Annotated in this window: 17 protein-coding genes; 10 read left to right on the top strand and 7 right to left on the bottom strand. The window is 70.9% G+C overall.

Annotated features, from left to right (window positions below):
* Positions 1-163: 163 nt before the first annotated feature.
* Positions 164-1,609: an aminopeptidase P family protein gene (locus LN042_RS10265; protein ID WP_230050667.1), complete on the bottom strand. Its 1,446-nt coding sequence runs from the start codon at positions 1,607-1,609 to the stop codon at positions 164-166.
* A 240-nt stretch (positions 1,610-1,849) separates the two neighbouring features.
* Here LN042_RS10265 and LN042_RS10260 point away from each other — a divergent pair, with 240 nt between their 5' ends.
* Genes LN042_RS10260 through LN042_RS10240 form a run of 5 tightly spaced genes read left to right on the top strand, consistent with a single transcriptional unit; the run spans position 1,850 to position 7,487 of the window.
* Positions 1,850-3,595 carry an ABC transporter substrate-binding protein gene (locus tag LN042_RS10260; protein WP_230050665.1) on the top strand — a complete coding sequence of 582 codons (1,746 nt, stop codon included), beginning with the start codon at positions 1,850-1,852 and terminating at the stop codon, positions 3,593-3,595.
* A 40-nt stretch (positions 3,596-3,635) separates the two neighbouring features.
* Positions 3,636-4,568 carry an ABC transporter permease gene (locus LN042_RS10255; RefSeq protein ID WP_230050663.1) on the top strand — a complete coding sequence of 311 codons (933 nt, stop codon included), beginning with the start codon at positions 3,636-3,638 and terminating at the stop codon, positions 4,566-4,568.
* A complete protein-coding gene (locus LN042_RS10250; protein WP_230050661.1) occupies positions 4,565-5,554 on the top strand; it encodes an ABC transporter permease in 990 nt (329 codons plus the stop codon). Before LN042_RS10255 ends, LN042_RS10250 begins: the two co-directional genes overlap by 4 nt.
* Positions 5,551-6,525, top strand: a complete 975-nt coding sequence (locus tag LN042_RS10245) for an ABC transporter ATP-binding protein (RefSeq protein ID WP_230050659.1) — start codon at positions 5,551-5,553, stop codon at positions 6,523-6,525. Before LN042_RS10250 ends, LN042_RS10245 begins: the two co-directional genes overlap by 4 nt.
* Positions 6,522-7,487: an ABC transporter ATP-binding protein gene (locus tag LN042_RS10240; RefSeq protein ID WP_230050657.1), complete on the top strand. Its 966-nt coding sequence runs from the start codon at positions 6,522-6,524 to the stop codon at positions 7,485-7,487. The genes LN042_RS10245 and LN042_RS10240 overlap by 4 nt, the downstream gene beginning before the upstream one ends.
* 195 nt (positions 7,488-7,682) lie before the next feature.
* On the opposite strand, the gene LN042_RS10235 is transcribed toward LN042_RS10240, so the two are convergent.
* Positions 7,683-9,755: a S9 family peptidase gene (locus tag LN042_RS10235; RefSeq protein WP_230050655.1), complete on the bottom strand. Its 2,073-nt coding sequence runs from the start codon at positions 9,753-9,755 to the stop codon at positions 7,683-7,685.
* A gap of 54 nt (positions 9,756-9,809) precedes the next feature.
* Here LN042_RS10235 and LN042_RS10230 point away from each other — a divergent pair, with 54 nt between their 5' ends.
* Complete coding sequence (locus LN042_RS10230; protein ID WP_230050653.1) at positions 9,810-10,958, top strand: aminotransferase class V-fold PLP-dependent enzyme; 1,149 nt, start codon at positions 9,810-9,812, stop codon at positions 10,956-10,958.
* A gap of 4 nt (positions 10,959-10,962) precedes the next feature.
* Here LN042_RS10230 and LN042_RS10225 read toward each other — a convergent pair whose 3' ends face one another.
* Positions 10,963-11,337, bottom strand: a complete 375-nt coding sequence (locus LN042_RS10225; protein ID WP_230050651.1) for a hypothetical protein — start codon at positions 11,335-11,337, stop codon at positions 10,963-10,965.
* Between the two features lie 184 nt (positions 11,338-11,521).
* Between LN042_RS10225 and LN042_RS10220 the strand changes: the two genes are divergently transcribed.
* Complete coding sequence (locus tag LN042_RS10220) at positions 11,522-14,389, top strand: DEAD/DEAH box helicase (RefSeq protein WP_230050650.1); 2,868 nt, start codon at positions 11,522-11,524, stop codon at positions 14,387-14,389.
* A gap of 69 nt (positions 14,390-14,458) precedes the next feature.
* On the opposite strand, the gene LN042_RS10215 is transcribed toward LN042_RS10220, so the two are convergent.
* The 4 genes from LN042_RS10215 to LN042_RS10200 form a co-directional block, all read right to left on the bottom strand.
* Positions 14,459-15,496: a sphingomyelin phosphodiesterase gene (locus LN042_RS10215; RefSeq protein ID WP_230050648.1), complete on the bottom strand. Its 1,038-nt coding sequence runs from the start codon at positions 15,494-15,496 to the stop codon at positions 14,459-14,461.
* Between the two features lie 218 nt (positions 15,497-15,714).
* Complete coding sequence (locus LN042_RS10210; RefSeq protein ID WP_230050646.1) at positions 15,715-17,805, bottom strand: restriction endonuclease; 2,091 nt, start codon at positions 17,803-17,805, stop codon at positions 15,715-15,717.
* Positions 17,806-18,202: 397 nt separating this feature from the next.
* Positions 18,203-18,730 (bottom strand): GNAT family N-acetyltransferase, encoded by a 528-nt coding sequence (locus LN042_RS10205; RefSeq protein ID WP_372495705.1) that lies wholly within the window; start codon positions 18,728-18,730, stop codon positions 18,203-18,205.
* The gene (locus tag LN042_RS10200; RefSeq protein ID WP_230050644.1) at positions 18,727-19,989 is read right to left on the bottom strand and encodes a helix-turn-helix domain-containing protein; all 1,263 of its coding nucleotides are present in this window, start codon (positions 19,987-19,989) and stop codon (positions 18,727-18,729) included. The genes LN042_RS10205 and LN042_RS10200 overlap by 4 nt, the downstream gene beginning before the upstream one ends.
* 243 nt (positions 19,990-20,232) lie before the next feature.
* Here LN042_RS10200 and LN042_RS10195 point away from each other — a divergent pair, with 243 nt between their 5' ends.
* From LN042_RS10195 to amcA, 3 genes are all read left to right on the top strand, one after another.
* A complete protein-coding gene (locus tag LN042_RS10195; protein WP_230050642.1) occupies positions 20,233-20,718 on the top strand; it encodes an ATP-binding protein in 486 nt (161 codons plus the stop codon).
* 139 nt (positions 20,719-20,857) lie between these two features.
* Complete coding sequence (gene amcB / locus LN042_RS10190) at positions 20,858-22,000, top strand: cyclophane-forming radical SAM peptide maturase AmcB (RefSeq protein WP_230050640.1); 1,143 nt, start codon at positions 20,858-20,860, stop codon at positions 21,998-22,000.
* Positions 21,997-22,161, top strand: coding sequence for a multiple cyclophane-containing RiPP AmcA (gene amcA, locus LN042_RS10185; protein WP_230050638.1), 165 nt, complete (start codon positions 21,997-21,999; stop codon positions 22,159-22,161). Before amcB ends, amcA begins: the two co-directional genes overlap by 4 nt.
* Positions 22,162-22,205: the final 44 nt, after the last annotated feature.

Genomic DNA, 22,205 nt, shown 5'->3' with positions numbered 1-22,205 from the left:
GGCAGTCTCCTCCAGAATCACGAATCCGAGGTCATGAAGGGCGAACTTGCCAGGCTAGCCGGTGATTTGGCCGGTGTCCCGGGGTTTTGGGCGTGGCCGCGCCAGGGCACGACGCGACGGTAGGCGGATCCCCACACGAACCGCCTACCGCCGCGGGTCTCGCTCAGCCCAGCAGTTCCCCCATCCACTGCTCGATCCCGGCCACCGTCCTGGGCAGCGCTCCGGACATCAGCCGGGCGCCGTCCTCGGTGATCACCAGGTCGTCCTCGATCCGCACCCCGATGCCGCGCAGCTCGGGCGGCAGCGTCTCGTCGTCCGGCTGCAGGTAGAGGCCGGGTTCGACGGTGAGCACCTGCCCGGCCGCCAAGACGCCGTCGAGGTAGGCCTCGCTGCGGGCCTTGGCGCAGTCGTGCAGGTCCAAGCCGAGCATGTGGCCGCTGCTGCAGAGGGTGTAGCGGCGGTAGAGGCCGCTGTCCTCGCGCAGCGCCTCCTCGGCCGAGATCTTCAACACGCCCCAGTCGTGCAGGCCTTCGGCGATCACCCGCATCGCGGCCCGGTGGAAGTCGCGGAACGCGGCACCCGGGCGCAGTGCGGCGATGCCGGCGTCCTGGGCGGCCAGGACCAGTTCGTAGACCTGGCGCTGCACGGGGGTGAAGGTGCCGCTGAGCGGCAGGGTGCGGGTGATGTCGGCGGTGTAGAGGGTGTCGGTCTCCACGCCGGCGTCGAGCAGCAGCAACTGCCGGCTGTCCAGGGGCCCGTCGTTGCGGATCCAGTGCAGCACGCCGGCGTGGGCTCCGGAGGCCACGATGGTCTCGTAGCCGGTGCCGTTGCCCTCGGCCCGGGCCCGCAGGTCGAAGACGCCCTCCAGCCAGCGCTCGCCGCGGTGGTGCCGCAGCGCGGTCGGCAGCGCCCGGACCACGTCCTCGAAGCCCAGAGTGGTGTGGTCGACGGCGAGTTGCAGTTGGTCGATCTCCCACGCGTCCTTGACCAGGCGCAATTCGGAGAGCACGGTGGCCAGTCCGTCGGTGAGCGCGAGCTGTGCGTCCACCACCGGGTCGACGCCGGCGAGCAGCCGCACCCCGCCGCTCGGCGCCGGCCCGGCGAGCAGCTTCTCCAACTCGTCGAGGTGCGCGGTGCGCAGGCCGGTGAGCTGGGCGGCCTCGCCCAGGTCGGGGCGGCGGCCGACCCAGAACTCACCGTAGCGGCGGTCGCGGTAGAACTCGTCGGAGGAGCCGTCGCGCGGCGAGCGGGGGCGCAGGTAGAGAACGGGCTCGTGGCCCTCGGGTCCGCTGGGCTCCAGCACCAGCACATGGCCGGCCTGGTCCTCGCCGGTGAGACCGGTGAGCCACGCGTAGCCGCTGTGCGGGCGGAACCGGTAGTCGCAGTCGTTGCTCCGCACCTTCAACTGCCCGGCCGGGACCACCAGTCGGGCGCCGGGGAAGCGGGCGGAGAGCTTGGCCCGGCGGGCCGGCAGCACATCGTGGCCGGGCACCCTGGCATCGGCGGACAGCGGGGTGGCGGCCCAGTTGCCCGCCATGAAGTCGGCGAGGGCCGGGGAAATGGGGAGGTCATGGCTGCCGACATTGGGCGGGGTGGGCTGCGATGTCACGGGGACGTCTCCTCCAGGTGCGGCTTTTGTCCGGGGTGGTGGCCCTGATCTGCTTCTTTCAATGTGCACAGCAAGGGAGTTGACGGGCCATCCGGATACAGCTGGATAACAGAACCGCCCACCTCTTGATAGTGCAATTTCACATTACTATGTTACTGGTCACACCTCGGCCGCGGCTACCCCATGGGGCGGACCGCCCGAGTTCGCGGCCGAACTCGGCCCCCCATCGCGGAGTTGCACATGACCAGGCGTACCCACGCCGCCCTCGCGGCGGCGATCGCGGCGACACTCACCCTCGGCCTCGGGGCGTGTTCCAAGAACAAGAACGACGACGGCAGCGACCAGGCCTCCAACGGCGCCGGGATCACCACCGGCGGCAACGGCATCATCGGTGGGACGCCGGTCAAGGGCGGCACTCTGCACATCCTGTCCAACCAGGACCTCTCCCAGCTCGACCCGGCCCGCAACTGGACCGAGCCCGAGATGGACTTCGGCATCCGGCTGCTCTACCGCACCCTGACCACGTTCAAGGCGGCGCCGGGCAAGGACGGCCTGCAGATCACCGGCGACCTGGCCACCGACACGGGTGAACCCAGCGACGGCGACAAGACCTGGACGTTCCACCTCAAGGACGGCGTCAAGTACGAGGACGGCACTCCGATCACCACCGCCGACATCAAGTACAACGTCGAGCGGTCCTTCGACCCGGACCTCTCCGGCGGACCGGACTACGCCAAGAAGTACCTGGTCGCCCCGGCCGACTACAAGGGTCCGCTGAAGGGCCAGGAGCTCGGCAACGACTCGATCGAGACGCCGGACGCGAAGACCATCGTCTTCCACCTCAAGCGCCCGGTCGCCGAGTTCGGCTACACCGCCACGCTGCCGACCTTCGCCCCGGTGCCCAAGGCGCACGAGGGCGGCACCACCTACGGCAACCACGTCTTCTCCTCCGGCCCGTACAAGGTGGAGAGCTACGACCGCGGCAAGCAGCTGACCCTGGTCCGCAACACCTACTGGGACCAGTCCACCGACTCGGTCCGCAAGGCCTACCCGGACAAGATCGTGATGGACCAGTCCGGCAGCCCCGAGGGGATCGCCGACCGGCTGATCGCCGACCAGGGCGATGACCAGAGCGCCATCATGTACGCCGACATGTCCGCGGCCAAGGTCGCCGACGTGCTCACCAACCCGGACGTCAAGGCCCGCCTGGTGAGCGAGAACGAGAACTGCACGGCGATGGTGACGATGGACACCGCCAAGGCGCCGTTCGACAACCAGAACGCCCGGCTGGCGGTCGAGTACGGGATCGACAAGGAGGCCTACCAGTCGGCCGTCGGCGGCCCGGCCCTGTCCGACATCGCCACCACCTACCTGCCGCCCTCGCTCACCGGCGGCACCGCGGTCGACCACTTCAAGATCCCGACCGGCGGCGACCCGGACAAGGCCAAGCAGTACCTCGCCCAGGCCGGCATGAGCGGCGGCTTCTCCACCGAGCTCACCGCCGACAACGCCCAGAAGCCCCAGGCCGAGGCCGTCCAGGCGGCACTGAAGAAGATCAACATCAATGTCACCCTCAACATCGTCGACGCCAGCGTGGCCAACTCGACCATCGGTGACAAGGACCGGCAGACCGGGCTGTCGCTCAACGGCTGGTGCCCGGACTACCCGTCCGGCGCCACCTTCCTGCCGATGATGTTCGACAGCCGGATCGTCTCGGACACCGGAAACCTCGGGAACACCAGCCGGTTCAAGGACCCGTCGGTGGACGCCGAGATCGACCGGATCCAGGGCCTGACCGACACCAACGCGGCCAACCAGGCCTGGAACGCGCTGGATGCCAAGATCATGGACGAGGCCCCCTCGGTCCCGGTCACCTGGCAGAAGAAACCGCTGCTGGTCGGCGGCAACATCGCCGGTGCCTTCGGCAGCCCGATCTGGTCGGCGGAGATCGACTACGCCACCATCGGCCTGAAGTCCGCCAAGTAGCACGAGGGACTGCGAAAAGGTGACCACCACCGTTCCTCCAGTGCAGGAGCCGACCGAGCGTCAGGACCAGGCCCCGGCCTCGCCCTGGCGCTCGGCCTGGCGCCGCCTGCGCCGCCGCCCGATCGCCATGACCGGCCTCGGCATCATCGTCTTCTTCGTGCTCGCCGCGCTGCTCGCCCCGGTGCTGACCGGGATCTCCGGGTGGGGGCCGACCGACATCGACAAGCACGCCGTCAACCCCTACCTGGCCGGCCTGCCGCGCGGCAGCTTCGGCGGGGTGGGCGTCAACGGCCACTGGCTGGGCGTGGAGCCCGGGCTCGGCCACGACATCTTCGCCCGGCTGCTCTACGGCGCCCAGGTCTCCCTGCTGGTGGCCTTCAGCGCGGCCCTGCTGATCACCCTGGTCGGGGTCACCCTGGGTGTGGTCGCCGGCTACTTCGGGGGCAAGACGGACATGGTGATCAGCCGGTTCATGGACATCATGATGTCCTTCCCGAGCCTGATCTTCATGATCGCGCTGCTCTCGGTGGCCAAGGACGTCAACCGGATCCTGCTGCTGATCATCGTGATGAGCCTCTTCACCTGGCCCTACATCGCCCGGGTGATCCGTGGCCAGACCATCTCGCTGAAGCACCGCGAGTACGTCGAGGCGGCCCGGGCCAGCGGCACCGGCAGCGCCCGGATCGTGCTGACCGAGATCCTGCCCAACCTCACCAGCACGATCATCGTCTACATCACCCTGGCGATCCCCACCCTGATCGGCTCCGAGGCGGGTCTGACCTACCTGGGCGTCGGTGTCCAGCCGCCGACCCCGTCCTGGGGCCAGATGATCGCCGACTCCGAGCTCTACTACAAGCTCGACCCGATGTTCTTCATCCTGCCCTGCGCCTGCCTCTTCCTGGTGGTGCTCGGCTTCACCCTGCTCGGCGACGCACTGCGCGACGTCCTCGACCCGAAGGGCGGTAACGGATGACCACCTTCCTGCTCCGCCGGCTCGCCGGAATCGCGCTCACCCTGCTGGTGATCTGCGCGGTCACCTTCACCATCTTCTACCTCCTGCCGAACGACCCGGCCCAGGCGTTCTGCGGCAAGGACTGCACCCCGGACCACGTGGCGCAGGTGCGTCAGCAGATGGGCCTCAACCGGCCGCTGATCGTGCAGTTCGGCAACTACGTCTGGGCGATCTTCGCCGGCCGCACCATGGGCTCCGGCAGCTTCGCCGTGCACTGCGGCTTCCCCTGCTTCGGCTACTCCTTCCAGACCGGCATGCCCGTCTGGAGCATGATCACGGACCGGCTCCCGATCAGCGTCTCGCTGGCCATCGGCTCCGCCGTGCTCTGGCTGGCCATGGGCCTGCTGGCCGGCGTGGTCTCCGCGCTGCGCAGGAACAGCTGGGTGGACCGCGTCCTGATGATCGGCACCATCGGTGCCGCCGCCATGCCGGTCTACTTCACCGCGATGCTGCTGCTCTACTTCTTCTGCTCGCAGCTCGGCCTGATCCCCTATCCGCGGTACGTCAACTTCACCGACGACCCGGTCGGTTGGGCGCAGAACATGCTGCTGCCCTGGATCACCCTGGCCCTGGCCACCGCGGCCATGTACGCCCGGATGACCCGCAGCTCGGTCCTCGAGACGCTGAGCGAGCCGTTCGTCCGCACCGCCCGGGCCAAGGGCCTGCGCGAGCGGCGGGTGGTCAACAAGCACGGGCTGCGCCCGGCGCTGACCCCGGTGGTCACCATGCTCGGCATGGACCTCGGCGGTCTGCTGGCCGGCGCGGTGATCACCGAGCAGCTGTACGGCCTGCCCGGAGTCGGCAAACTCTTCGCCGACGCCCTCCACAAGTCCGACCAGCCGGTGATCATGGGTGTCACGCTGGTGGCCTCGTTCTTCATCGTCACCTCCAACCTGGTCGTGGACGTCCTCTACGCCTGGATCGACCCGCGAGCGAGGCTGTCATGACGCTGCTCGAAGTCCGCGATCTCGCGGTCGAGTTCAACACCCCCGACGGCGTGGTCAAGGCCGTCAAGGGAGTCGACTTCTCGGTGGACCGGGGGCAGGTGCTCGGCCTGGTCGGCGAGTCGGGCTCCGGCAAGTCCGTCACCTCGCTGGCCGTCATGGGCCTGCACCGCGGTGCGAAGGTGACCGGCTCGGTCAAGTTCGACGGCACCGAGCTGATCGGTGCCGCCCCGGAGGCGGTGCGCAAGCTGCGCGGCCGCCGGATGGCGATGGTCTTCCAGGACGCGCTGACCTCGCTGCACCCCTACTTCACCGTCGGCGACCAGATCGCCGAGGCGCACCGCGAGCACTTCGGCTCCAGCCGCAAGACTGCCTGGGCCCGCGCGGTGGAGGTGCTCGGCGATGTCGGCATCCCCGAACCGGCCCGCCGTGCGGGGGAGTACCCGCACCAGTTCTCCGGTGGCATGCGCCAGCGCGCCATGATCGCACTGGCCCTGGCCTGCGAGCCCGACCTGGTGATCGCCGACGAGCCGACCACCGCGCTCGATGTCACCGTCCAGGCCCAAGTGCTCGACCTGCTGGTCAAATTGAAGGACGACCGCGGTCTCGGCATCATCATGATCACCCACGATCTCGGGGTGATCGCCCGGATCGCCGACGAGGTCCTGGTGATGTACGGCGGATCGGCCGTCGAACAGGCCGGTGCCGACACGCTGTTCACCGCCCCCCGGCACCCGTACACCCGCGGCCTGCTGGACTCGCTGCCCCGGCTGGACAGCGCGGGCGAGGAGCTCCACGCGATCCCCGGCAGCCCGCCCTCGCTGCTCGCCCCGCCGCCCGGCTGCGCGTTCCACCCGCGCTGCGCGGTCTACGCCACCACCCCCCACCAGGGCTGCACCGCGCAGCGCCCGCCGCTGGTCGCGGTGGCCACGGCCCACCGCAGCGCCTGCAGCCACCCCGAGGTGACCGGATGACAACCCCTCTGATGCAGGTCAGCGGCCTCGGCATGACCTACCCCGCGCGCCGCCGGGGCGCCGGGATCAAGGCGGTGGACGGACTGGACTTCGAGGTCCGGGCCGGCGAGACGCTCGGGCTGGTCGGCGAGTCCGGCTGCGGCAAGTCCACCACCGGGCGGATGCTGGTCCGGCTGCTCGACCCGACGGCGGGCCAGGTGCGGTTCCAGGGGCAGGACATCAGCACCCTGAGCCAGCGGGAGCTGCGCCCGCTGCGGGCCAAGCTGCAGATCATCTTCCAGGACCCGTTCGCCTCGCTGAACCCCCGGCAGACCGTGCAGCAGATCATCAGCGCCCCGCTGCGCGCCCAGGGCCTGCCGAAGGAGCAACAGGTCAAGGAGGTTCGGGAGTTGATCCAGCTGGTCGGGCTGGCGCCCGAGCACCTGGAGCGCTACCCGCACCAGTTCTCCGGCGGACAGGCCCAACGCATCGGCATCGCACGGGCGTTGGCCACCCGGCCGGCGCTGGTGGTGGCCGACGAGCCGGTCTCGGCGCTGGACGTCTCCATCCAGGCGCAGATCGTCGGCCTGCTGGAGCGGCTGCAGCGCGAGCTGGGGGTCGCCTACGTCTTCATCGCGCACGATCTGGCGGTGGTGAAACACATCAGCCACCGGGTCGCGGTGATGTACCTGGGCCGGATCGTCGAGATCGGCGACAAGGAGCAGGTGTACGCCAACCCGGCGCACCCCTACACCAAGGCCCTGCTCTCCGCCGTGCCGCTGCCGGATCCGGCGGCGGAGCGGCAGCGGGAGCGGATCGTGCTGCTCGGCGACCCGCCGAGCCCCGCGAACCCGCCGAGCGGCTGCACCTTCCATCCCAGGTGCCCCAAGGCGCGGGAGATCTGCCGCAGCGAGCCACCGCTGCTGCGGCTGGGCTCCGGCTCCGGGGAGCGGCAGGTCGCCTGCCACTTCCCGGAGGACTGAACCCGGTGCCCGGCCCGAGCCCCCCCGGGCCGGGCACCGCACCAGGCACCGTCCGGTGCCGGCAACCCATGAACTCCCGGTCGGGCGTGGCGGGGAACCCGATGAGGGCCGCGCCCGACCGGGTTCCACCGCCTCCACGGGCCTTCCAGCGACGTGGTGGGGTCCGGCCCGCACGGGCCGGACCCACCACGTCGTTCAGCTCAGACCCAACGAGGAGCACAGGAAGGCCAGTTCGGCGGCGACCATGCGCTCGTTGGCGCCCTCGGGGGTCAGGTGGCTGATCCCCGGCAGCGGCAGCACGCTGTGCGGGCGCCCGGCCCGGTGCAGCGCCGCCGACAGCCGCAGGGTGTGCGAGGGGTGCACGTTGTCGTCCGCCAGGCCGTGGATCAGCAGCAGTGGTCGAGTGAGTGACGGGGCGTCAGCGATGAGGCAATCGGCCGCGTAGCCCGCCTCGTTCTGCTCCGGGAGCCCCAAGTAGCGCTCGGTGTAGGCGGTGTCGTAGCAGCGGAAGTCGGTCGGACCGGCACCGGCGCTGGCCGCGTGGAAGACGTCCGGACGGCGCAGCACCGCCATCGCCGCCAAGTAGCCGCCGTAGGACCAGCCGCGCACGGCGACCCGGCTCAGGTCGAGGTCCGGCTCCAGCTCGGCCAGCGCCCGCAGCGCGGCCACCTGGTCGTCCAGGGTCACCTGGGAGAACCGGCGGAAGACCGCCTTGGTGAACGCCGGCGAGACGTACGGGGTGCCGCGGTTGTCGATGGTGACCACCGCGAAGCCCTGGTCGGCCCACCACTGGCGCAGCTGCCAGCGGCGGGGCTCGTTGACCACCGCCTGGAAGCCGGGGCCGCCGTAGACGTCCAGCAGCACCGGCAGCGGCTCGCCGGCGCGGTGGCCGCGCGGGTAGACCACCGCGGTGGGCAGGTCGAGTTCGGTGACCCGGGTGAGCTTCGGGGTCACCCGGTACGGCAACGGCTCGGACAGATCGGTCAGTTCGATCTCCCGGCCGGCCCGCACCACCCGGCGCCGGACGCCGTCGGGGCCGGCCGAGGAGAGCAGCAGGCTGTCGCCGGCGGCCTGCACCGAGTGCGACCCGGGCCCTTCGCTGAGCCGCTCCAGCGCGCCGTCGGCCGGGTCCAGGGCGTAGACGTGCTGGTCGGCGGGGTCGCCGTCGGTGACCTCCAGCAGCAGCCGGCCACCGAGCCGGCCGACCACCCGGCGCACCTGGAGGCGCTCGGGGGTCGCGATCCGGCCGTCCAGGGCCACCGCGCGGGCCCGGCCATCGGAGGTGTCGGCCGAGGTCAGCAGCGCGCCGCCGGGCAGCCTGGCCGGCGTGCCGGGCAGCTCGTCCACCCAGAACTCGTCCTCGGTGCGGGAGAGTTCGGTGGTGCGGCCGGTGGCCGGGTCGGCGGAGAGCAGCAGCACCCGCTGCTGCAGCCGGTCGGCCACGGTCAGCAGGATCTCGGTGTCGGACGCCCATTCGGCCGCGCAGACGTACGGGTGGCGCGCGGCGTCCCAGTCGAGCCGGACCCGGCCCCCGTCCAGGGCCAGCACCCAGAGCTGGACATCGGCGTTGGGTCCGCCGGCCTGCGGGTAGGCGAACGACTCGGCAGGGCGGTCCGGTTCGGCCGGATCGGCGAAGTACCGTCGGGGCAGCGCGGATTCGTCGACCCGGGCGGCCAGCACGGCACCACCGCCGGGGGCCCACCAGTGGCCGCGGTGCCGGCCGAGTTCCTCGGCGGCGGCGAACTCGGCGACACCCCAGCGGGCGCCGTCCGCCGGGCTGAGCGGCTCGCTGCGGTCGGTCAGGTGGAGCACGTCGTCGACGACATAGGCGATCCGGCTGCCGTCGGCGTTCGGCCGCGGGTCGAAGACCGGTCCGGCGGCCGGGAGCTGCGTCGCACCCTGGCGGTCCACCCGGATCAGCCGGCCGTCCAGCGCGAAGACCGCCACCGCCGCGTCCGGGGTGGCGGCGAAGGTGCCGATGCCGCGGGTGGCCAGCCGGGTCCGCTCGCGCAGTCGGCGTTCCAGGAGCGGCAGGTCGGCCGGATCGCCGGTGCGGCCGGGCAGCAGCGCCGCCGGGTCGGCCAGCAGCTCCTCCCGGGCCGTCGTCAGGTCGAGGCTCCAGAGCCGGTCATGGGGGTCGCGCGGGCCGGCCGAGCGCAGGAACAGCAGCCTGTTGCCGTCGTCGGAAAAGGTGAACGCGCGCGGTGCGCCGTAGCTGAAGCGGCCGGTGGCCGCACTCAGACCGAGAAAGTCATTGTCAGGTGTCACGGGCCGATGGTTGCCTCGGAGGAGGTTACTCGGCTAGAAATGTGAGGTGTGAAATTGCACACGCCAGCGCCTGCTCCCATCGAGGACGCCGCCGCACTCTTCGCCCTGGACCCGACCGTTGCCCACCTCAACCACGGGTCCTACGGCGCCGTGCCCATCGAGGTGAGCCGCGCGCAGGCCGCCTTCCGGGCCGAGCAGGAGGCCGACCCGGACGGCTTCTTCTGGGAGCTGCCCGGTCGGATCGCCGCCGCCCGCACCGCGCTCGCCCGGCTGCTCGACGCCGACCCGGCCGGCCTGGCGCTGCTCAGCAATGTCACCGAAGCGGTCGCGGTGGCACTCGACAGCATCCCGTTCGAGCCCGGTGACGAGATCCTGGTGACCGACCACGGCTACGGCGTGGTCAACCTGGCCGCCGAACGGCGCGCCGCCGAGTGCGGCGCGACCGTGCGCACCGTGCCGGTGCCGCTGGACGCCGCCGACCCGGCCGAGGTGGTGCTGGCCGCGCTCACCCCGCGCACCAGGGCGGCCATCCTCGACAAGATCACCTCACCCACCGCCCGTGAGTTCGTCACGCCGACGCTGCTGCGCGCCCTGGCCGACCGCGGCGTGGTCACCCTGGTGGACGCCGCCCACGCGCCCGGCATGCTCCCGGTGGCACCGGACGTCGAGCGGGCCGACTTCTGGTTCGGCAACCTGCACAAGTGGGCGTTCGCGCCGCGCCCGACCGCCGTCCTCGCCGTCGCCGCACCCTGGCGCTCCCAGGTGCGGCCGCTCACCTATTCCTGGGAGCACGCCAGCGGATTCCCCGGGAACGTCGAGTGGCGCGGTACGGCCGACTACACCGGCTGGCTGGCGGCGCCCACCGCGCTGGCGCTGCTGGAGCGGCTGGGGGTCGACCTGGTCCGCGAGCACAACGCGGGGCTGGCCGCCTACGGCCGGCGGCAGCTGGTGGAGCGGGCGGGCCTGGCCGAGTTGCCGCTCAGCCCCGGGGTGGCGATGGCCGCCGTGCGACTGCCCGCCGGGGTGGCCGAGGTCGAGGGCCAGGTGCGCCCGTTGATGGAGGCCGTGCGGGACCGGCTGGGCGCCCGGGTCGCCGTGCGCCCCTGGCCGGGCGGCGGAGTGCTGCGGGTAAGCGCCCAGGTCTACAACCGGCCCGAGGAGTACCGGCGGCTCGCCGACGGGCTGGCCGAACTGCTGAAGTGACCGGTCAGATCTCCAGGGCGGCCTCCAGCAGCCGCAGCTGGTGGCGGGCCATCGCCAGGTTGGAGCGGTTGCGGTCCAGCGCCAGGTAGAGGAACAGCCCGCGGCCGTTCTGCTTGGTCAGCGGCCGGATCAGGTGGTACTGCCTGGTCAGCGTGATCAGGATGTCCTCGATCTCGTTGTCGTGCAGGTTCAGCAGCTCCATGGTGCGCATCTTGGCCCGCACCACGTCGGTGTTCCCGGCGGCGGCGACGTCCAGGTTCAGCTCGCCGCCGTCCCCGAGGGTGCCCAGGGCCATTCCGCTGCTGTAATCGACCAGGGCGACGCCGATCGCGCCGTCGATGGTCATCGCTTCCTTGAGCGCGGTCTCCACATTCGCCATGGCCGGTCCCCTTTTCTCCCCATTTCCACTGATCGGTGCCCTCGACTGTAGGGAGCGTGGCAACGGTCCGTTGACCGTTGAATACAGCTGAGCGAATTCGATCAAACGCATATCAAAGGCGACCGTGGCTGGCAGGCAAAACGGTGTCATCGATGTCAGTCCAGGCGGGTAACCTCAAGCTCAGATGGACCAGCAGCACGACACCCGTGACCCCAGGAGCAGCGCCCTGTCCGCCGAACAGATGAGCCCCGCCGAGGCCTACTCGGCCGCCCGCCGCCGCGCACGGGAGCAGGCCACTGCGCTGTACGGCTTCCAGGAGCTCTACGACTTCCCGCTCGATCCCTTCCAGATAGAAGCCTGCGAGGCCCTGGAAGCGGGGTCGGGCGTGCTGGTCGCGGCCCCCACCGGGTCCGGCAAGACCATCGTCGGCGAGTTCGCCGTCCACCTGGCCCTGCAGGCCGGTCGCAAGTGCTTCTACACCACGCCGATCAAGGCGTTGTCCAACCAGAAGTACGCCGACCTGGTCAAGCGCTACGGCGCGGCCAAGGTCGGCCTGCTCACCGGTGACAACAGCGTCAACGGCGACGCGCCCGTGGTGGTGATGACCACCGAGGTGCTGCGCAACATGCTCTACGCCGGCTCGCAGGCCCTGGACGGCCTCGGCTACGTGGTGATGGACGAGGTCCACTACCTCGCCGACCGGTTCCGCGGTGCCGTCTGGGAGGAGGTGATCATCCACCTGCCCGAGTCCGTCACGCTGGTCTCGCTCTCCGCCACCGTCTCCAACGCCGAGGAGTTCGGCGACTGGCTGGACACCGTGCGCGGCGGCACCAAGGTGATCGTCTCCGAGCACCGCCCGGTGCCGCTCTGGCAGCACGTGATGGCCGGCAACCGGATGTACGACCTCTTCTCCAACCCGGACGCCGACGGCCGCCCCAAGGGCAACCAGAAGAACCCGGCCAAGGCCGTCAACCCCGAGCTGGTCCGGCTGGCCCGCTCCGAGGGCGACCGCAACCCCCGGTTCGCCGGGCGCGGCCGCGGCCGCTCGATGCCCAACGGGCGCCCCAACCGGATCTGGACCCCGAGCCGGGTGGACGTGATCGACCGGTTGGACGCCGAAGGCCTGCTGCCCGCCATCACCTTCATCTTCAGCCGGGCCGCCTGCGAGGCCGCCGTGCAGCAGGTGCTCGGCTCCGGCCTGCGGCTCAACAGCGAGCAGGAGCGGCGCCAGGTGCGCGCCATCGTCGAGGAGCGGACCGCCGCGATCCCCGACGAGGACCTGCACGTGCTCGGCTACTACGAGTGGCTGGACGCACTGGAGCGCGGCGTCGCCGCCCACCACGCCGGCATGCTGCCCAGGTTCAAGGAGGTCGTCGAGGAGCTCTTCCTCAAGGGCCTGGTCAAGGCGGTCTTCGCCACCGAGACGCTGGCGCTCGGCATCAACATGCCGGCCCGCTCGGTGGTGCTGGAGAAGCTGGTCAAGTGGAACGGCGAGAGCCACGCCGACATCACCCCCGGCGAGTACACCCAGCTCACCGGCCGGGCCGGGCGGCGCGGCATCGACGTCGAGGGCCACGCCGTGGTGCTCTGGCAGCGCGGCATCAATCCGGAGGCCCTGGCCGGACTGGCCGGCACCCGCACCTACCCGCTGCGCTCCTCCTTCAAGCCGTCCTACAACATGGCGGTCAACCTGGTCTCGCAGTTCGGCCGGCACCGCTCCCGGGAGCTGCTGGAGACTTCGTTCGCCCAGTTCCAGGCGGACCGTTCGGTGGTCGGCATCGCCCGCCAGGTGCAGCGCAACGAGGAGGGCCTGACCGGCTACCAGGAGGCGATGACCTGCCACCTGGGCGACTTCGACGAGTACATGAGGCTGCGCCGGCAGCTCAAGGACCGGGAGAACGAGCTGGCCCGCGAGGGCGCCGGCCAGCGCCGGGCCGCCGCCATCGAGTCGATCGAGGCGCTCAAGCCGGGCGACGTGATCCATGTGCCGACCGGCCGGTTCGCCGGCCTGGCGCTGGTCCTCGACCCGGGCCTGCCGCCGGTCGGCCGCACCCGCGGCGGCCTGCGCCACCCGGACTACCAGGACGGGCCGCGACCGGTGGTGCTCACGGCCGAGCGCCAGGTCAAGCGGCTTGCCATGATCGACTTCCCGCACCCGGTGGCACCCGTCGAGCGGCTGCGGATCCCCAAGTCCTTCAACCCGCGCAGCCCGCAGTCCCGTCGCGACCTGGCCTCCACCCTGCGCACCAAGGCCGGCCACCTGGAGCCCGAGCGGTTCCGCAAGGGCCGGGCCGCCGCCGCCGACGACCCCGAAATCTCCCGGCTGCGCGCCGAGTTGCGGGCCCACCCGTGCCACGGCTGCAACGAGCGCGAGGACCACGCCCGTTGGGCCGAGCGCTACCACCGGCTGCACCGCGACACCGAGGTGCTGGAGCGCAAGATGCGGTCCCGCACCCACACCATCGCGCGCACCTTCGACCGGGTCTGCGCGCTGCTCACCGACCTCGGCTACCTGTCCGGTGACACCGTCACCGCCGACGGCAAGCGCCTCGGCCGGCTCTACGGCGAGCTCGACCTGCTGGCCTCCGAGTGCATCCGCGAGGGTGTCTGGAAGGGTCTGGCCGCCGCCGAACTCGCCGCCTGCGCCTCGGCGTTGGTCTACGAGGCCCGGCAGGCCGACGACGCCGGCGCGCCCCGGGTGCCGGAGGGCAAGGCCAAGGAGGCGCTCGGCCGGATGGTCCGGATCTGGGGCCACCTGGACGCGTTGGAGGAGCAGCACCGGATCAACACCGCCGAGGGCGTCGGTCAGCGCGAGCCCGACCTGGGCTTCGCCTGGGCCGCCTACCGCTGGGCGCTCGGCCACAGCCTGGACCAGGTGCTGCGCGACGCCGAGATGCCGGCCGGCGACTTCGTGCGCTGGACCAAGCAGTTGATCGACGTGCTCGGCCAGATCCAGGACGCGGCCGGCGAGGACGCCGAGCTGCGCGGCACCGCCCGCAAGGCGGTCGACGGGCTGCGGCGCGGCATCATCGCCTACTCCTCGGTGGGGTGAACGAGTTGAGCGGGCGGCAGGTGTCCTGCCGCCCGCTCAACCTCTTTCCACCCCTCGCCCGAGAAGTCCTCAGCCGAGCTGGAAGGTCGCCTCGACCGGGTAGTGGTCACTGGGCGCATTGGTGTCCAACTGACCGGCGGTCCAGCCGGCCTGCGGGTCGAAGTCGGTCTTGACCTGCGGCAGCGCCACCGGGGTCGGACGACCTGCGGCGTTCAGGTAGCCGAGGTAGTCCAGGTCGTCCTGGTAGTCGGTCGGGAAGGTCTCGACGCCCGCCATGTACTGGCACCAGGCCGAGACGACGCAGTCCATGGTGGTCAGCTGGGCGTTCGGGTTGGTGGCGGGGGTGCCGAGCACGCCGCCCACCGCGTTCTGGGCGTTGGCGTAGTCACCGCGCGACTGGCCGTTGTAGTACTCCACGTTCAGGTCGCCGCCGAACAGCACCGGGGCGCTGCTGCCCGCGATCCCGTTCACCCAGGACCGGATCTCGCCCAGCTGGGCGAGCCGGGTGGCCTGGGTGGTGTCGGTGGACGTGTCCGACTCGTCGGCCTGCAGGTGGGTGCCGGCCACCCAGGTCTTCGCTCCGCCCTTGTCGATCTGGACCAGCGCGGCGCCCTTGTCGGCGTGGTAGTCCCAGGTGCCGTAGGTCGAGTTCGAGAAGACGTGCTGGTACTGGGCGGTGATCGGGTACTTCGAGAGGATCATCGTCCCGCCGTTGATCACGAACGGGGAGCTGGAGCAGTTGCCACTCGTCCCGTTCCAGCCACCGCCGGAGCAGGTGCCGCCGACCACCGGGGTCCGGTACGGGTAGAGGTCGGCCAGCTTGCTGTTGATGTCGCTGATCGAGGAGTTGTTGAACAGCTCGTCCAGGATCACCACGTCGGCACTGTGCTGACGGACGATCGACTCGATCACCGGGGTGCGGGCGGCGGCCTGCTCGTTCTGGCTCCAGTCGACCACGGAGGTGCCCAGGTCGACGTTCCAGGCGAAGACGGAGAGGGTGTTCGTCCCGGCCGTGGTCGCGGCGGAGGCGGACTGGGCCGTGCCACCGAGCAGGGCGGTCATGGCGGCGGTGGCGGCGAGCGCGGCGGCGGTGCGGCGCAGGGTCATGGGTTTCGGCTCCGTGGGGAAGGAGGGTGAGCGGTGCATGACGCCCGGAACCGTAGCTACTCACCGGTACATCGGGGCGAACGAGAATCGACGAGCTGCCGGCGTAGAGGTGTCCGTCCAACCCAGGTGTCTGTACAACGGTGGTTCACCGGGATGGCAGCTGTCTGGCCAACCTTGAGCGGCGCCCGGATGCGCTCCGGCCGACCGGGCGGCGGCTGTCAGCTGACGTCGACGCCGTGGGTGCGGGCGAGGCCCGCCAGTCCGTCGGACCAGCCCTGACCGACCGAGCGGATCTTCCACTGCTCCTGGGCGGTGCCGGCGTGCCGACGGTAGAACTCGATGACCACGACGGCGGAGAGCCCGGGGTCGGCGGGGAGGGAGAACGACCAGACCGAGCCGTCAGACGCGGTCACCGTCAGCGAACCGTCGCTCAACGCGGCGAGGGTCGCGGTGGAGTCGACGTCCATGGCGACGGCGACCGCGATGCACCGCACGTCCGCGGGGAGCTCCGACAGCAGCACGGTGGCGCTCTGTCGTATGCGGCCGCCGACCTGCTCCGTGGGGCCCAACACCACAGTGCCGTCCGGTGTGTTGGGCTGGTGGTAGAAGACGAAGTCCTGGTCGCCGCGGACCTTGCCGGCCGCGCCGAGGAGGAGCACGGACAGGTCGGCGGGCGCGGCGACCGAGTCGAACACCAGCCGGAGGGGGCCGCCGGGCAGCACGGCGTTCGCCCCCAGCGCCAGGGTGAGCGCAGCCGAGCGGGGCGACGGGCCGCCGCCCAGACGACCGCGCAAGCCGTGCTCCTTGAGCAACCCGAGCAGCATCGGACCGTCGATCAGCGTGAGCGGCTTGTCCTCGGCCCAGCGGTGCGAACCCGGGCCGAAGCCCGAAGTGGTCACCAGGATCCCGCGGTTGGCGCCGTTGCGGCGCATCGTCGCGTCCAAGTCCCGGACCGCCGCCGGCGGTACGGTGTGGCGGTAGCGCTTGACCTGGATGACGATCCGACCGCCGGTGACCGGGTCCGGATCCTCGGCCAGGACGTCAACGCCTTCATCGCCGCTGCGGGTCGTGGTCTGGGCCCGCAGTCCCCTGGCACGGAAGAGTTCCGCGATCAGGTGCTCGAACTCGATCGGATCCATCTCATGGAGGTCCGGGTCCTCGTCGCCGGCCCGGGCCGATCCGACCTCCTCGGCAGTGCGGAACGCGCGGACCGCCTCCCACTTGTCCGGCCGGCCGGCGAGTCGCCCGTCCAGTGCCTCCTTCAGGCAGCTGATCGCATCCACCCTGGCCAAGTCGACCTCCAGGAAGCGGCTGCGATCGGCCGTCACCGACACCATGGTGCGTCGCTCCCGCAGGCCGGTGGCGGGACTGAGGCTCTCCACGTACCCGTTGAAGACCACCGAGGCGACCGATTCCTGCCGGTCCGCCCGGAAGACCTCGGCGATCAGGCGCAACGCGCACTGGGCGAGCACCGATCGGTGGATGGAGCGGCGCTCGGTCGCGGTCCTCGCCACCTCGGTCTCGCGATCGCCGGCCTTCACGTAGCGCACCCGGGCGGCCGCCGGTACCACGTCGAAGCCGGGGAGCTGCCAGTCGATCACCAACTGCTGGGCGGCACCGTCCCAGGCAACCGTCCCGTCGTTGGGGAAGTCGTCCGGCCAGTCCGTCCGCCAGCGCAGTGCCGCCTCGAAGAACTCGGCCACCGCGCTGGGCGATCCGGCCTGCAAGCCGGCGGCCACCGCGGTTGCCCACTCGGCGCGCTGGGCGGCCTGGCGCTGCTCTTCAGCGGCCCAGGCATCGAACTCGGCACGGTAGCGGGCCAGTTGCCGCAGCCGCTGCTGCTCGGCCGCCTGCGCTGCCTGCCAGTCGTGCTGGTAGCGGGCGTTGGCGTCCGCGGCCTGGGCGTCATGGTGGCGCCGGGCGGTCGGGTTCAGGGCCTGCATGCCGACCAGCGGCGGCACCCGGTAACCGGCCGGGTCCGGCACGGGGATCGGGCGGGCGAGCTCACCCGGATCGAACGGAGGCAACTGGGCCGGCCGCCGCAGGGCGGCCAGCTGCAGCGGCCGGCCGGCCAGGCCGGTGCGCAACACGGCCTGCAGCTCCGCGACCCGCTGCTCCAGCCTGCCGGTCCGGGCGGCAGCGTCGGCCTCCCGTGCCTCCTGGTAGGCCCGCAGCGCCGCGCGGTCCTGCTGGGCGGCGGCGCGCTGTGCGGCCCGCTGGTCCCGCTCGTACTGGAGTTGAGCCGCCCGGGCGGCACGCTGCTGTGCCTCGTACTGCCGTTGCCGCTGTCGCTGCGCTTCAGCCAGCATCCCAACCAGCCCGGAGCTACGACGCCTTGCCACTCTCGGTCCTCTCCCACAACGACAGGTGGTCAGTCTGACACGGATGTGTCGTCCCGATGAATGGAAGAGGCCGCAGCGGCATGACGGTTGGCCGGCTGCCGGAGCGGGTGGCGCACAACTCCCCGGTCCTGCCCCTGCCGTCGCGCTCCCGCACCGCTCTCGAAGACGTCGCACAGCGGGACGGGCACGCCCGTCCGGGCCGTCAGGCCGTCGTCCCGGAGCCGCCGAACCGGCTGAGGGGCGGCCGCCATGGCGTCCGGCAGGCGGCTGAGCGAGGTGCCGGTGTCCCGGCGGACGGCCAACTCCCCCAGGGCCACCGGGTCCAGAGCGGGTGATGGTACCGGATCCGCCGAACCGGATGCCGTCAGCGTGGGCGGAGCATGGCGGTGAGCCTGGGCGAGTCCGGTGAGGGCTGCTGGCTGTTGACGGCCTGGTAGCCCCAGGACTCGTACAGGGCCCGGACCTTGCCGTCCCCAGCGAGCGGATTGACCATCAGGGTGACGCGACCTTCGGTGCGGTGGGCGAGCAGTTCGTCGTGGATGCGGCGGGCGGTACCAGTACCGCGCCAGGGGATGCGGACGCCGATCTCCTTGATGACCAGCACGGGGGTGTCGGTGAAGCCGTCGGGCAGCGGTTCGGCCATGCGCTTCCAGTAGCGGTCGTCGGCGTCGGCGGTGTTGCCGTAGGCGTAGCCGATCGGGACGTCGCCGTCGTAGCCGAGGACGAGTTCGAAGCCGGGCTCCTCGGAATGCCGGTCAAGGCGCTCGGCGAACGCCTCGACGCGGTAGTTGGCCAGGTGCAGCAGCGGCGCCCGAACGTCCGCGTAGACGTCCAGCAGTCCCTGGCGGGCGTCCGGGGTCAGCTCGGTGTGGTGGCGGAGTTCGATGGTCACGTGCTGATCCTCCAGGTCTCGTGTGAGTATTCGGCCCAGGTGCGGGCGGGGCCGCTTCCGGCAGCGCGGTCGGTGAGCTTGATACCGAACGCGGTCAGCATGCCGGTGACTCGGGGGTGTGTGGAGACCTCAGCGGGGACCGACATGGCCGTGGCGACCGCGGGCTCAAGGGCGCCTTGGCGGAGCTGGGCATGTGCGAGGCGGGCGGTGGTGATGGCGGAGGCGCGCTGCATGGCGCCCCGGCGAAGCGCCGTGCTGCGATGGGCGTGGGCTTCGGCTTCTTCCCAGCTGCCGGCAGACAGGTAGCCGGCCAGGGCCAGGGAGTCGAGTTCGGCCTGGTCGTAGAAGGCTGTTATCCACAGCGGACGGGAGGCGCTGGGGTCAGCTCGGTCGAGGGCCTCCTGCGCGTGCCCGAGGGAGCGTCGCACCGCATTGGTGTCTCCGGTCAGGCCGTGGATGGCCGCATGGCGGGCATGCCCCAGGGAGGCGAACAGCGGGTCGCGGCGGGCGATGGGCAGGTTGCGGGCCACGTCGTTGGCGGCGAGCGCGTCGCCGGGCCGACCGAGATGACGGTAAAGGCTGCCGGCGTGGGACCAGATCCGAAACTGGATGGAGGAGTCGCCAGACATCGCGGCCAGGGAGGCGGCCTTCTGGTGGTGTTGGAGAGCGGCCTCGAAGCGACGACCGTCGATGGCGGCCCACATCGCGCTCGACATGAAGGAGGCCGCGGTGGCGTACAGCTGGGCCCTGATCCGCTGGGTGGCGATGCCGCTCTCCTGGAGGGCGAGGGCTTCGTCGGCGAGCTGGCCGGCGCGGGATTCGATGCTGAGCCGGCCACCGTGGCGGTGGTCACTGGCGACGACCTCGGCGAAGCGGGTCTGCAACTGCCGGATATCGGTGATCCCGATCCGGCGCGGTCCGGCTGCCACGGTGCTGGTGAGCGCAGCCACCGCCGTACCTCCGGCAGCCGCTATGAAGTCGCGTCGCATCACGTCTTCCTCCGTTGTACTTCGGGTCCGCCTGGTAGGGACGAAGCCCAGTTCCTCGGGCGTGCAGTCGAATACTGCCGTGAGCGCGAGGCGACTCTTCGCTGGCGGCCAACGGGTCTGACCAGCAAGCCAGTTGTGCACCGTGCGCTCTGACACCGTGCCGAGCTTCCCCGTGAGGATCTTGACCTCGGCGTTCACTTCGCGAGCTAACTCTGCCTTCGTCATCCGACGTTCGGCCATCCGGAGGCGGAGAGCGACGTTGGCCACCATGCGATCAACGTAGCCGGGATGTGACGCGGCGTGCAGGGGATCGGGTAATGAGGCAGTCAAGTTTTCCGGTTGAGCGAGGACCAGAGCAGCTCCTACTTTGCCTCGCCGTCAGTTAGCTGACGGTCGTTCACTGGTTACGCGACGCCGTCCTCCTTCGGGAACGGCATCTGGCGCCAGGCCCATCCTGCGTTCCGGGCCTGGCGCCGACCAACCCTGAACCGCACTCCAACCAGGAGTTCCACCATGGCGTTCACTGCTGGCATTCCCTCGGGAGCCGTGACCGCGGCCACCAGCGGCACCGAGTCGGTCGGCCTGGACCTGCCTTACCGGGCCGAGTCCGTGTCGGCCGCCCGTCGACTCGTGCGCGTCCAGCTGGCCGCTTGGGGTCTGGATTACCTGGTCGAGGACGCCCAGGTAATCGTCTCGGAGCTGGCGACCAACGCGGCCAAGACCGGGTGCCGGATGCAGATGCGGGTCGAGATCGAGCGGCTCGCCGAGACGGCAGTCCAGATCCGTGTCACCGACGGCTGCCGCGTCCTGCCGGTCATGGTCAAGGCCGACGGGCAGGACGAGGGTGGCCGGGGCATCGCCCTGGTCCACCACCTCACCCATGGCCGTTGGGGCGCCGACCAGTTGCCGGACGGCAAGACCGTCCACGCTGAACTGGGAGCCGTAGCACGGATGCCCAGCACTGCGGCCCCGAACGTGACCTGTTCGGCGACGCCATGAAGGCCCTGGTGGTGTCCGTTGGTCTGCGCGGCTACCTGGTCAAGCACCAGCCACCCCAGTACCAGCCGCTCACCGCGGCCAGCGCGCCGGACACCAACCCGAGCACCGAATCCCTCTGACCGAGCGAGGAGCCAGCACGATGCAGACCCTGGCCCGCTACCGGCGCCGCATCGCCCGCCGCCCGAACACGGTGGTAGTGCAGCCCGACGGCTTCTGCAACCTCAAGTGCACCTACTGCTACCTGCCCGACCGCGGCCGGCGCACACAGATGCCGGTGACGGTCGCCGAGGCGGTGGCCCACTCGATCGCCGAGTTCGCCGACACCACGACCACCTCGCCCGTTGAGGTCCTGTGGCACGCGGGCGAGCCGCTGGCCGTCGGGCGACAGAAGCTGGCCGAGTTGCTGGCCCCCTTCGAGCCGCTGCGGCAGGCCGGCTTGGTCGAGCACTCGGTGCAGACCAACGCGGTACTGATCAACCCGGCCTGGTGCGACTTCCTGACCGAGTACGGGTTCCGGACCGGGGTGAGCATCGACGGCCCGGCCGCCCTCAACCGCCAGCGTGTCGACTGGGCCGGACGCCCTGCCTTCGACCGGATCATGAAGGGCATCGGCCAACTGCGAGAGCACGAGGTCCGGTTCTCCGCGATCGCGGTCGTCAACGTCGAGAGCATCAGCGACCCGGAGGGGCTGCTGGACTTCATGGCCGACCTGGGCTGCCACAGCGTCGGGCTGAACATGGAGGAGACCGAGGGCGTCAACACCGACCGGGCGGTCCCCAGCGTCGAACAAGCTCGCGAGTTCTGGCGCCGCACCCTCTCCTGGTCGAGGCGGCACCGCGAGCTGACCGTCCGTGAGGTCGATCGGCTCGGCGGCTACCTGCGAGCCGCCGGCACGACGGGCCTGGCCGTGTGGGACAACGCCCTGATCGACCCGATCCCCACCGTCTCCGCCACGGGGGACGTGGTCCTGCTCTCGCCCGAGCTCGCGGGCGTCAGCGACCCGGCATACAACGACTTCCGGGCCGGCAACGTCCTGGAGCTGACCATCGGCTCCATGCTGGACCGCGCGCACCACCTGCGGTACGTGCGCGAGTTCCTGAGCGGCCTGGACGAGTGCGAGGCCCGGTGCGAGTTCTTCGGCTTCTGCCGGGGAGCCCAGGCCGGCAATCGCTACTTCGAGAACGGGCGCCTGGACACCACCGAAACCAACTACTGCCGCGTGTCCAGGCAGGCCCTCGTCACCGCACTGTCCGATACCGTCCGAGAGGAGCAAGCAGCATGACCATCCTCGAACTGCTGGCCGCCACCGATTCCCCCGTGGTTGCCGACCTGACGTCCAGTCACCCGATCACGGTCGCCAAGTTCGACAACCGGCCGACCTGGGACAACGTCGGCTCGTCGTTCGACAACCGGCCGACCTGGGACAACAAGACCAGCAAGTAGCACCACCTGAGCACCCGGGCCCGCACCGCGCGGTGCGGGCCCGG

It is taken from the genome of Kitasatospora humi, assembly GCF_020907985.1.
GTDB classification, from domain to species: domain Bacteria; phylum Actinomycetota; class Actinomycetes; order Streptomycetales; family Streptomycetaceae; genus Kitasatospora; species Kitasatospora humi.
Note: the sequence above shows the minus strand (reverse complement) of the source record. Positions and strands in the feature narration are given on the sequence as shown.